Source organism: Ruegeria sp. HKCCD7181 (assembly GCF_057221055.1).
The window spans coordinates 194128-205216 of sequence record NZ_JBWVBC010000006.1; the positions used below are offsets into that span (position 1 = coordinate 194128).

Genomic DNA, 11089 nt, shown 5'->3' on the forward strand with positions numbered 1-11089 from the left:
GCGCCCTTTCGTTCTTACCAGCCCAGAACGCCGATCGAAAAGTTCTGGTACATACCCCAAAGCGACGTGATCAGTATCGACACCATGCCGATGAGCTGAGTGTAAATCCGGCAGCGTGTCAGGGTTTTCGACACGATCTCCAACGTCGCTTCCTGTCGTTTCAACCGCCGGGCGGCCGTAATATTCACCAAAGCGACGAAACACAAGGGAAACAGCAGCAGGAATACGGCCTGCGCAAATTCCACTTCATAATAAAACCCCAGCGTCGCCATTCCGGTAAAAATGAAACAGCACAGCGCCATGATGACCAGACCGGAAACATCCGTGATATAAAGCAACCGGTTCGTATTGATGCGTACAATATCCAGCAGATCCTGCTCTGTCTGGCCACCCACGCGCCGCGCCCGAACCACCAGGTCATATGGAACCCCGATCGTCCAGTGGCTCGCGGATGACCACAACACGGCCAACCCGATCCAGTACCACAGGTTCGAAAAGCTGCGCATATCAATGATTTCGAAGATCGAAGAGTAAAAGTCCAAGCGCCAGCCCTTTGTTTACTGTCCTTGGGGCCTTACATCGCGCTGACGCGTCCATTGGTACCCTTGAGACCACGGAGAATTCATGCCACCCAATGCGCGAATGTTCAAGGAGAGCGCGCAATGAAACCGACCATCGCCCCCTATCCCCTCGCCCGATTTCGCCGGGCTCGTCAATCGCAGACGATCCGAGGGCTGGTGCGAGAAAACACATTGACAACTGAAGACTTGATCTGGCCCGTCTTTGTGCGCGATGGCGAGGGGATCGAGGAACCCGTAGCTTCAATGCCCGGAGTGATGCGCCGTTCAGTCGATCTGATCGCCAAGGCCGCAGTCGAGGCGCAGGCGCTGGGAATTCCGGCGATCTGCATTTTTCCATATACAGATCCCTCCCTGAAGACCGAAGACTGCGCCGAAGCCTGGAGCCCGGACAACCTTTCAAACCGCGCTATCCGGGCTGTCAAGGAAGCAGCCCCGGATATTGCCGTGATGACAGACGTCGCGCTGGACCCATACAACATCAACGGCCATGACGGTTACGTCGTGGACGGAGAGATCGTGAACGATCAGACTGTCGAGGCACTGGTAAAGATGACACTTGCGCAGGCCGAGGCCGGCGCGGATATCATCGGACCATCCGATATGATGGACGGGCGGATCGGTGCGATGCGGACGGCGTTGGAGAAGGCTGGGCATCACAATGTTATGATCCTGAGCTATGCCGCGAAATATGCCAGTGCCTTTTACGGACCGTTCCGCGATGCCGTCGGCGCGTCCGGCGCACTGACCGGCGACAAGAAAACCTATCAGATGGATCCGGCCAATTCGAACGAAGCACTGCGCCTGATCGAACGCGATCTAACCGAAGGTGCCGATATGGTGATGATCAAACCTGGCATGCCTTACCTGGACATCTGCCACAGGGTCAAAGACACCTTTGGTGCACCAACCTATGCTTATCAGGTCTCGGGTGAATTCGCGATGATCCAGGCGGCAGCTCAGAATGGCTGGATCGATGGCGAAAAGACCATGCTTGAAAGTCTGCTCGCCTTCAAGCGTGCCGGGTGCGATGGTATTCTGACCTACTTCGCACCGCAGGTGGCCCGAATCCTTCAAGGCTAAAACCCTGCCATTTCGCGATTTTTCGCCGATTGCTTTATGCTGCGGGACAGCTTTCCCGTGACATGGGCAGGCAATCGGCGTATTCTTGCAGATAAGATCGGGATGACCCGGCAACTCAGGCACATCTACAGAGACAGGAAACATGAGCAGTTCCAATACCCCCCGACTGAGCCGTCGCGGCTTTGCCATTGGCATGGCCGGGCTGACGCTGACCGCTGCTTGCGGCAACGGCGTCGGCAATTCAAACGCAACGACGATTGACGCCCGTGTCGATGCCACGCTGAACGAAATGTACAGCAAGTACCCCAACACAGTTGAAATCGCCAACAAGGCCAATGGCATGCTGGTCATGCCGCTTATCACCGAGGCCGGGTTTATGTTTGGCGGCGGCTTTGGCCAAGGCGCGTTGCGTATACAGGGCGCGACAGTCGACTACTATTCCGCTGTAAAAGGCTCGGCCGGTTTGCAGATCGGCGCTCAGCAATACGCGCATGTTCTGTTTTTCATGACCGAAGATGCATTAAACGATTTCCGCCGGTCCAGCGGATGGACCGCGGGCGCCGATATCGGATACGTCGTTGATGCCACCGGCAGCACAATATCGACCACTACGACAGAGCTACGGAAACCGGTGTTGGCAGCAATATTTGGGCAAGCCGGTTTGCTGTTTGGTGCGACGGTCGAAGGCATCAAGTATACACGCATCATTCCTTAAATTCGAATTACCACTCCCCTCTGATGGACCCCGCCGCGTTATGTGGCGGGGTTTTAAGTTTTTTGGCCTGTTTCAACGCGGTTTACGCGGGTAATCCTCTTTCAGTCGGTCTGGGCATCCACTAATCTGCGACCAAACGAAAACTGAATGGATATGTGGGGCACGGATGGGTCTTGTCTTTCGCTGGCTGGTACGGATTACCTCCGGGCTGATCTTACTGGTTCTGGCTGCCGTTGGGCTGGTCTATTTCCTTGCCAGCCAATCCCTGCCGAATTACGACCAAACCCTTGAAGTCAAAGGGTTGACTGCGCCGATCGAAATAGTCCGTGACACCGCCAATGTGCCTCATGTTCTGGCCCAGAACGATCCCGACGTTTTCTTTGGTCTGGGTTACGCGCACGCGCAGGACCGGTTGTGGCAGATGACGGTCTTGCGCCGCACCGCACAGGGTCGTCTATCTGAAATCTTTGGCCAGCGGACAGTGCATATCGACAAGCTGCTGCGACGGTTCGACCTGTACGGTTTAGCACACCGATCAGTTGAGGTGCAGGACGACTATACCAAGGCGGCCCTGCGCGCTTACGCCGCCGGAGTTAACGCGCGGCTGGACGAGATCAACGAGAAAGCACTGGGCCGCGGCGCGCCCGAGATGTTCTTGTTCAACGCACCTGTTTCGCCTTGGCAACCGGGCGACAGCCTGGCCGTAATCAAGCTGATGGCTTTGCAACTGTCAGGCCACCTGGAAGATGAGGTCCTTCGGGCCCGCACTTCGCTTATGCTGAACGACCCGGCTCGCCTTGCCGATATCCTGCCGGACGTTCCCGGGCCAGGGATTGCCGCATTACCCGAATATGCCTCTCTGTTTCCAAGCCTGCCGCGTTACGCCGAAGGAACAAGCTGGCCCGAGACGCCCTTGTCACCGTTCCCTCGGCGCGGTCTGGCGGGGGCCTCAAACGCGTGGTCCGCCGCCCCGTCCCGCTCGGCCAGCGGTGGCACTTTGCTGGCCAATGACCCTCATCTGGGTTTCACGGCCCCCGGCGTATGGTATCTGGCGCGGCTGGAACTGTCCAAAGGCGGAGTCATCGGTGCCACCATCCCCGGTGCTCCTGCTGTCATGACCGGGCGCAGCGACCGACTGGGCTGGGGTCTGACCTCGTCCTACCTGGACGATCAGGATGTACACATCGAGCGGCTGAACCCCGACAACTCCGAAGAATACCTGACCCCGGACGGGTTCAAAGAGTTTCAAACGCGCCCCTCCATCATCGAGATCAAAGACGAAGCCCCGATCACCTTAACCCTTCGATGGACGGAAAATGGACCGGTCTTGCCAGGTACTCATTACGATCTGAGTGCCATTACGCCTCCGGGTCATGTCGCCTCGCTGTCCTGGAGCGCGCTCAGCCCGCGCGATACATCGATGACAGCGTCGATGGCGCTGATGAACGCCGATTCCGTGCGGCAGGCAATTGCCGTTGCTGAAGATTTCATTGCTCCATCACAGAACCTTTCGCTGGTCGACATGGACACGATTGGAATGAAGCTGATCGGAGCAATGCCCAAACGGGACCTGAACAATCAAAGCCGGGGCCGCATCCCCACACCCGGCTGGTTGGCGCGGAACCGCTGGCAAGGGCGGCTTCCTTATTCGGACAACCCCGAGTTTGTAGCCCCCGCGGGCGGTATTCTGGGAAACACCAACAACAAAATCATCGACCGGCCTTTCCCTGAACACGTCTCATACGAATGGGGTGACACGCAACGCGTGCACCGCTGGGAACGCCTGATGCAATCCCGTGAGGTTCATACCCGCGACAGTTTTATCGAGGCTCAGCTTGACACCGTCAGCTTTACAGCCCGGTCGCTGCTTCCCCTGATCGGCGCCGACCTCTGGTTCACCGGCGAATCCGCCCCGGAAGGAACGCTGGAACGTCAGCGCCAGACCGCACTGAGCCTTCTGGCCGAGTGGAATGGCGAGATGAACGAACACTTGCCGGAACCGTTGATCTATGCCGCCTGGCTACGAGCGTTGCAAATCCGCCTTATCTCGGATGAACTTGGCCCACTGGCCAGTGAATTCAAGCATGTCGAGCCGTTGTTCATCGAGCGGGTTTATCGCGACATCGACGGTGCGTCAGTCTGGTGTGACGTACGTCAAAGCGCGCCGGTTGAAACCTGCACTGACATGTCGCGTTTGGCGCTGGACGATGCACTGATCTGGATATCCGAGCGTTATGGCAGTGCCTTGGAATCCCTGCGCTGGGGCGACGCGCATCAGGCAACGCACGACCACCCGGTTCTGGGCGAAGTTCCGGTGTTGCGGTTCTTCGTGAATATCCGCCAATCGACCAGCGGTGGCGACAATACTCTGCTGCGGGGTCGGACATCCGGCGAAGGTGAAGACCCGTTCCAAAACGTCCATGGCGCGGGATATCGCGGTGTTTATGACTTTGCCGATCCTGACAGCAGCGTCTTCATCACTGCCACGGGGCAGTCCGGCCATTTCCTGTCGCGTTACTATGACGATCAGGCCCAGCTGTGGCGGCGCGGTGAGTACATTCCGATGTCGTTGGACATAGACCTCGCCCGTGCAGCAGCAGTTGGTGTCACCAACCTGATCCCTGCCCGGTAAGAACGTTGGGTTAAAGCTGTCGACCGAGGGGCTGTGTCCATGCGACACTGCTCGGACCGTCAGGTTTTAGCCGATATCCGCGCATCATTGTCGCCGGCATGGACGCCCTTGCGCGCTTTGGCATAGCATTCGCAAGGCCACTGCACTGACAATGAGGGGGAAACTCGTGGGCAGCGTTCGCGACACATTGAACAATCTGGCGCGCGACTATGCCATAGCGTGGAGTTCAGGCGACGCCGAAGCAGTTGCCTTTTTCTTTGCCACGGATGGTCAATTCACCGTCAACCGGGGTGACCCATTGCAAGGTCGCGAAGCTATTGCAGGGATGGTAAGGAATTTATTCGCGGAATTTCCGGATCTCGAAGTGCGGTGCGATATGTTACGATGGGCCGGTTCGCACGCTATATTTGTATGGACGCTCGAAGGGCACCATGCCCAAACTGGCAACCATGTCGTCACCCGTGGCTGGGAGGAATGGGAGTTGGGGCCTGATCACAAGGTTCAATCTTCTCTGAGCTGGTTCGATTCAGACGATTACCAGAAACAGATCGACGGTTCATAAGTTGCGCGATTTGCGCTGATAAAAGCCGGGTAAGTGACCCTACTCAGGATCAGCCGCGCCTGTGAATATCTCATATTCGCGTTCGATGCCTTCAGTAATCCGAAACCAGCCTGACGCGCGGGTCCTGGTCTGATGCGCATCAAAGGCTGCACGGTTTTCAAAGACTTCCGACACGATAAAACGTCCCGGTTGGTCCGAATCCTCGATCACCTCGAACAAGATACAGCCCGGCTCGCTACGGGTCAGAGAGATATGTTCGGGTAAAGCTGCGCGCACGTCCGCAAGGCGATCATCCGGTACAACAATATGCCCCTGCAACCGCACCTTTGCGCTGTCGAGTTTTGCCATCAAAATCCCCCCTCAACCCATGCTGCAAAACTTACAGCGCGGCGAACTTGGCCGCCTGCTTGTCGGTCCACAACACCGTGATGACAAACCCTTCTTCGGTCTGCTCCTCCGAGCGGACCACTTCCTGCCGGAATAGCCAAGCGCGTTTGTTACCCTCGGAAAAGTCCAGGGTCAGCTCAGCCTCGTGGCGAACGCCTTGCAGTTTGACAGCGATTTCAGAAAGAAGCGCGTCAATCCCTTCACCCGTCACTGCCGAAATGGCAAAGACGGACGGATCCCGCTCAGTTCGGGCCAACGTAGCGGTGATTTCGTCGGGTGCAAGCAGGTCAATCTTGTTCCAGACTTCAAGACGGGGGCGTTCGTCATCTACACCAAGTGAAGCCAGTATGGCTTCCACATCTTTCGCCTGCGCATCAGTGTCCTCGTGACTTATGTCGCGCACATGAACAACCAGATCTGCGCCGAGAACTTCTTCCAGTGTGGCGCGGAACGCAGCGACCAGCTCGGTCGGCAGGTTCGAGATGAACCCGACCGTGTCCGACAGGATCACCTCGGGTCCGTCCGGCAGCTCAACCCGTCGCATTGTCGGGTCCAGAGTGGCGAACAACATGTCCTTGGCCATCACCTCGGCCCCGGTCAGGCGGTTGAACAGAGTGGATTTTCCAGCGTTGGTATAGCCTACCAAAGCTACAATCGGATACGGTACTTTGGCGCGCGCAGCACGGTGCAGCGTCCGGGTTTTGATCACCTTTTGCAATTGACGGCGCAACCGTACCAGTTGGTCATCAATAGCGCGCCGGTCCGCTTCGATCTGGGTTTCCCCCGGACCACCGACAAACCCCAATCCGCCCCTCTGCCGCTCCAGGTGGGTCCAGGCCCGTACCAATCGCGTACGCTGATAGCTGAGCGCCGCCATCTCGACCTGCAACACACCTTCTCGGGTGCGGGCGCGATCCGAGAAAATCTCGAGGATCAACCCGGTTCGGTCGAGGATTTTGACTTTCCAGGCCTTTTCGAGATTGCGCTGCTGAACAGGTGTGACCGGCCCGTCGATCAGAACCAGTTCAATCTCATTCTCACGGAACCGTTCGCCCAATTCTTCGATTTTACCGCTGCCGAACAACAAGCCTGGCTGAGCACGCGGAAGACGCACAACCTCGGATCCGATCACGTCAAGATCGGGCAAAGCGACAGCCAGTGCTACCGCCTCTTCCAGCGCTGGTTCGGGAACGCGGCGCTGTTCATCTGATTTGATTTCGGGATGCAGCACCCAAGCCCGGGTGCGCGCCCTATCGTGGTCCATCAAGAGGCGTCTTCGCCCTCATACAGATTGATCGGTTGCGATGGCATAATGGTTGAAATCGCGTGTTTGTAGACCAGCTGCGACTGTCCGTCGCGGCGCAACAATACGCAGAAATTATCGAACCAGGTGATTACGCCTTGCAACTTTACACCGTTGATCAGGAATATCGTGACCGGGACTTTTGCTTTCCGTACATTATTCAGGAACGCGTCCTGCAGATTCTGTCTGTCCGAAGCCATATTTTTTTATCTCGCCATTGTTCTTGCTACGCGCTGCGGACCAACGCGCTCCCTCTTGCGGAGTATGGAGTGGCGCGCGCAGATATTCCAGATGAAAAATCAGGCGTTAGCACAATGGCCTGTTGACAGGTCAATCCCGCCACAGGGTTGGTGTGATCAACGCGATGATCGCAAGCGTCTCGAGACGACCGATGATCATCGCGGCACACAGTGTGAGCTTGGCCCCTCCCGAGAGGTCAACCAAACGGATAGGCACGTCTGTGGCCAATTCGATCAGCGGGCCGGTTGTGCTTAGCGTAGCGACGCTCAGAACCATCGCCTGCTCGAAACCTACGCCTGTCGCAGCCAGCAAGACATCGAACAAGCCCAATGTAAGTGCGAACATCATCAGGAAGATCCAGGCAATGAAAGCGCCGTCGCTTTGAATGCGACGGTTGCCACCGCCCTCTCCGCTGACGGATGAGGGATAGATCAAACGGTCGATCTCACGCTTACCATTCAGGTAGAGCGCATAGACCCGCAGCAACTTGACCCCCCCGGCGGTGGTAGCCACGCCGCCTCCGATTAAAGCCAGCCCCATCAGAACCAATCCGGGGGTGCCCAATCCCGACAATTGTTGCGCATCGTTCCAGTTGGCGCTTTCAAACCCGGCCGTGGTCAGAAACGACATCACTGTGAACACCATGCCCCATATGACGTGCAGCGCCTGAACAAGTTCGATCTGCAACCCAAGTTCGGCAACGCCCGCCAGAACGCGAAAAAAGAGCAGCGCCGCCACCGCCAGTACAATTAGTACTCCGATCCGGAATTCGGGATCCTTGTCCAACCGGGCATAACCGGTCGTCGCGGTGTCCGCCGAAAAAGTCAGACGGGACAGCGCGAAGAACAGAAACAGGAACAGGATGGCCTCGCCGGTGATGCCTGCGGTCGAACCTTCAAGCCCGCCCACCGGTGAAATACCAGAGGTCGCCATGACGGACATCGCGTGACAGACCGCGGTCAACCCCTGTTCACCGGCGATCAGCAGCAAAATCCACATCACCACTGTCAACCCGGTGTAGACCGGTGCCAGCGTGCGGGTTACGCGAAGAAGATGCCCGCGCGGATCCATCTTTTCACTCTGCGCCACGCCCGAAACCGGACGCCCCGGTTGCCCGCGCGCCGTGACCTCGAAACCTCCCAACGATAGCGGGGCAAGGATCGCCGCAGCCGCGATCCACATCAGCAAACCGCCCAGCCATCCGACCAGAGCCCGCCACAAATGCAGTGGTGCGGTTAGGCGCGAGGGGTCGGGAAACAGATCCGCGCCAGTTGTTGTGACCGCGCTCACCATATCGAAATAGGCATTCAAATAACTGGTATTACCCAGGGCATCATGCAACGGAATCGCCAGAAACAACGGCAAGACAGTAAACGAGGACAACATTACAGCCAATTGACCAAGCGTCCCGTGGCGGGGTTCTCGGTTCAATAGTGCCAACGAGATAAGGGAAACCACAAACAGACCCAAAAGACCTGAATAGAAGAACGACCGGGACGTTCCGTGGTCATCCAATGTCAGCGCATAAACGGCAGGAATCCACATCGACAACGAGGCGACAGCCCAGATCAGCAAGAGCAGCGGCAGGCGCCGCATAAATCCGATCTGCTGCTGTCCTCTCGCCCGCAACATCAGAAGAAATCGATGGAGACCTGCATCAGGCGTTCCACCTCGGGCACGTCCTTGGCCAGCGCAAAGATGGCGACCACATCCTTTTCGTCGATCCGCAGACTGCCCGTTGGGCGCACGACATCGTCCCCCTTGCGTACTGCCCCAACCAGTACACCTTCCGGGAAATCGATGTCGCGTAGTTTCTGCCCCGCCATCGGAGAGGTCGAAAGAACTTCTGCTTCGATTACTTCGGCCTCGGCGTCCCCGATGGAATAGACCTGCCGTACCCGGCCATGGCGAATATGGCGCAGGATCGAGCTGACGGTTGTCGCGCGCGGGTTGATATAGGCGTCAATTCCAAGCGGCCCCATCAGCGCCACCATGCTTGGGTCATTAATAAGAGAGATGGCCAGCGCGCACCCTTCACCCTTGGCTCGAACCGCTGCCAGCATGTTGGTCCGGTCGTCATCGGTGACTGCAAGCATCGCGTCGGCCCGGTCAATCCCGGCTTCGTTCAGCAGGGCGGCGTCCAGACCGTCCCCGTTCAGAACAATCGTACGTTCCAGCGTCTCGGCGGCGATCTCGGCGCATTTCCGATCCCGCTCGATGATCTTGGCACGCACCCGGCTTTCGCGCTCTTCAAGCGTCCGTGCAACCTCAAGCCCAACATTACCGCCACCGACGATTACGACGCGATCCTGTTTCTTCTGCGCCTTGCCAAAGACTTCCATCGTGCGGTCGACGTCTTTCACATTGGTGAAGACGTAACACTCGTCTCCGACAAACAATTGGTCTTCGGATTCCGGCGCGAACAACGATCCCTCACGGCGGATTCCCACAACGATCGAACTCAGGGTCGAAAACAGATCGGTCAGCTGCCGCAGAGGTGTATTCACGATCGGACAGTCCTCATCCACGCGAATACCGAGCAATTGGGCCCTGCCATCCATGAAAATTTCGGTGTCGAACGCGGACGGTGCGGACAGACGACGCATCGCGGCCGCAGCAACTTCGCGTTCAGGACTGATCACCACATCAATGGGCAGGTGATCCCGGCGGTAGAGGTCCGAATGGATCGCCTCCAGGTAGGATTTCGAACGCAAACGCGCAATCTTGCGCTGGATCGAGAACACTGAATGCGCCATCTGGCAGGTGACCATGTTCACTTCATCGGAGTGGGTTGCAGCAATGATCATGTCCGCGTCCCGAGCCCCTGCCCGGTCCAGCACGTCAGGATAGCTGGCAAACCCCGCGATCCCCTGCACGTCCAGCGTTTCGGTCGCGCGACGTACCAGATCCGGGTTGTTATCAACCACCGTCACATCATTCATTTCGCTCGACAGGTGCCGCGCTATCTGCCAGCCGACCTGACCGGCGCCGCAAATGATGACCTTCATGTTCCTGGCCTTTCTGCCTGAAATCTTTGAATGACAGATGCCCCTAAAGCGGTCAATTGAATTGTCATGAACAGACAGTTGCGGCAAGATAAGAGTATGAAAACAATCCTTCGCTTCCTTATTCCCGCCGTTATCCTATCTTCATGCGGACCTCTGTCTCTGTATTACCGCGAAGGTGAAAGCGTCTCGCGATTGCAGGCCGAAACGACGGCATGTCAGGTCGACGCATTGAAAGATGCACCCGTTGCAAATCAGATTCGCCAGAGCCCGCCAACCTACTGGCCCGGTCGCACTTATTGCGACGGCAAAGGGAATTGTTATCGGTCAGCAGGCTGGTGGGAACCCGGGCGCGTATACACGGTGGATGTCAACCAAAGGTTGCGCAACACGGTCGAAGCGCAGTGCATGGCCGCAAAAGGCTTTCGTCCAGTCAGCCTGCCGCCCTGCAAGCAGAACGTAAAGTCACGGGTCGCGCCCGCCCGCACGACGGTCCTGCCGCCGCTAAACCCGTCGTCCTGTTTCGTAAAATTCGACGACGGTTCCTTCCAGATCATTACACCAGGACAAGCGGGCTAATCCCC

The 11089-nt window shown here is 57.5% G+C and carries 11 protein-coding genes; 5 read left to right on the forward strand and 6 right to left on the reverse strand.

Translation table 11 applies throughout. The annotated features are described in order from the left end of the window. Positions 1-14: 14 nt before the first annotated feature. Positions 15-542, reverse strand: a complete 528-nt coding sequence (locus tag AC2TCY_RS13865) for a component of SufBCD complex (protein WP_480848142.1) — start codon at positions 540-542, stop codon at positions 15-17. Positions 543-662: 120 nt separating this feature from the next. On the opposite strand from AC2TCY_RS13865, the gene hemB reads away from it, so the two are divergent. The 4 genes from hemB to AC2TCY_RS13885 all read left to right on the forward strand — a co-directional run bounded on the left by hemB (position 663) and on the right by AC2TCY_RS13885 (position 5570). Beyond that, on the forward strand, positions 663-1661 hold the full coding sequence (hemB, locus tag AC2TCY_RS13870) for a porphobilinogen synthase (RefSeq protein WP_480848144.1): 999 nt from the start codon (positions 663-665) through the stop codon (positions 1659-1661). Positions 1662-1803: 142 nt separating this feature from the next. Continuing rightward, positions 1804-2376, forward strand: a complete 573-nt coding sequence (locus AC2TCY_RS13875; protein ID WP_480848146.1) for a lipid-binding SYLF domain-containing protein — start codon at positions 1804-1806, stop codon at positions 2374-2376. 166 nt (positions 2377-2542) lie between these two features. Further along, positions 2543-5008 carry a penicillin acylase family protein gene (locus AC2TCY_RS13880; RefSeq protein WP_480848148.1) on the forward strand — a complete coding sequence of 822 codons (2466 nt, stop codon included), beginning with the start codon at positions 2543-2545 and terminating at the stop codon, positions 5006-5008. Positions 5009-5174: 166 nt separating this feature from the next. Next, positions 5175-5570, forward strand: coding sequence for a nuclear transport factor 2 family protein (locus tag AC2TCY_RS13885; protein WP_480848149.1), 396 nt, complete (start codon positions 5175-5177; stop codon positions 5568-5570). A gap of 39 nt (positions 5571-5609) precedes the next feature. On the opposite strand, the gene AC2TCY_RS13890 is transcribed toward AC2TCY_RS13885, so the two are convergent. The 5 genes from AC2TCY_RS13890 to trkA form a co-directional block, all read right to left on the reverse strand. Continuing rightward, a complete protein-coding gene (locus AC2TCY_RS13890) occupies positions 5610-5918 on the reverse strand; it encodes a putative quinol monooxygenase (RefSeq protein ID WP_480848151.1) in 309 nt (102 codons plus the stop codon). A 31-nt stretch (positions 5919-5949) separates the two neighbouring features. After that, positions 5950-7221 (reverse strand): GTPase HflX, encoded by a 1272-nt coding sequence (gene hflX, locus AC2TCY_RS13895; protein WP_480848153.1) that lies wholly within the window; start codon positions 7219-7221, stop codon positions 5950-5952. Beyond that, the gene (gene hfq / locus AC2TCY_RS13900; RefSeq protein WP_005982826.1) at positions 7221-7460 is read right to left on the reverse strand and encodes an RNA chaperone Hfq; all 240 of its coding nucleotides are present in this window, start codon (positions 7458-7460) and stop codon (positions 7221-7223) included. The genes hflX and hfq overlap by 1 nt, the downstream gene beginning before the upstream one ends. A 130-nt stretch (positions 7461-7590) precedes the next feature. Then, positions 7591-9132 carry a TrkH family potassium uptake protein gene (locus tag AC2TCY_RS13905; protein WP_480848155.1) on the reverse strand — a complete coding sequence of 514 codons (1542 nt, stop codon included), beginning with the start codon at positions 9130-9132 and terminating at the stop codon, positions 7591-7593. Continuing rightward, the gene (trkA, locus tag AC2TCY_RS13910) at positions 9132-10508 is read right to left on the reverse strand and encodes a Trk system potassium transporter TrkA (RefSeq protein ID WP_480848157.1); all 1377 of its coding nucleotides are present in this window, start codon (positions 10506-10508) and stop codon (positions 9132-9134) included. The genes AC2TCY_RS13905 and trkA overlap by 1 nt, the downstream gene beginning before the upstream one ends. Positions 10509-10604: 96 nt before the next feature. On the opposite strand from trkA, the gene AC2TCY_RS13915 reads away from it, so the two are divergent. Further along, entirely contained in the window at positions 10605-11084 is a 480-nt protein-coding gene (locus tag AC2TCY_RS13915) for a hypothetical protein (RefSeq protein ID WP_480848158.1), read from the forward strand. Positions 11085-11089 lie beyond the last annotated feature (5 nt).

What these genes read in the sequence shown, in the direction of transcription:
- AC2TCY_RS13915 (WP_480848158.1), top strand. Translation starts at nt 10,605, where the DNA reads ATGAAAACAATCCTTCGCTTCCTTATTCCCGCCGTTATCCTATCTTCA.
- AC2TCY_RS13905 (WP_480848155.1), bottom strand. Translation starts at nt 9,132, where the DNA reads ATGTTGCGGGCGAGAGGACAGCAGCAGATCGGATTTATGCGGCGCCTG.
- AC2TCY_RS13880 (WP_480848148.1), top strand. Translation starts at nt 2,543, where the DNA reads ATGGGTCTTGTCTTTCGCTGGCTGGTACGGATTACCTCCGGGCTGATC.
- AC2TCY_RS13890 (WP_480848151.1), bottom strand. Translation starts at nt 5,918, where the DNA reads ATGGCAAAACTCGACAGCGCAAAGGTGCGGTTGCAGGGGCATATTGTT.
- trkA (WP_480848157.1), bottom strand. Translation starts at nt 10,508, where the DNA reads ATGAAGGTCATCATTTGCGGCGCCGGTCAGGTCGGCTGGCAGATAGCG.
- hemB (WP_480848144.1), top strand. Translation starts at nt 663, where the DNA reads ATGAAACCGACCATCGCCCCCTATCCCCTCGCCCGATTTCGCCGGGCT.
- hflX (WP_480848153.1), bottom strand. Translation starts at nt 7,221, where the DNA reads ATGGACCACGATAGGGCGCGCACCCGGGCTTGGGTGCTGCATCCCGAA.
- AC2TCY_RS13875 (WP_480848146.1), top strand. Translation starts at nt 1,804, where the DNA reads ATGAGCAGTTCCAATACCCCCCGACTGAGCCGTCGCGGCTTTGCCATT.
- hfq (WP_005982826.1), bottom strand. Translation starts at nt 7,460, where the DNA reads ATGGCTTCGGACAGACAGAATCTGCAGGACGCGTTCCTGAATAATGTA.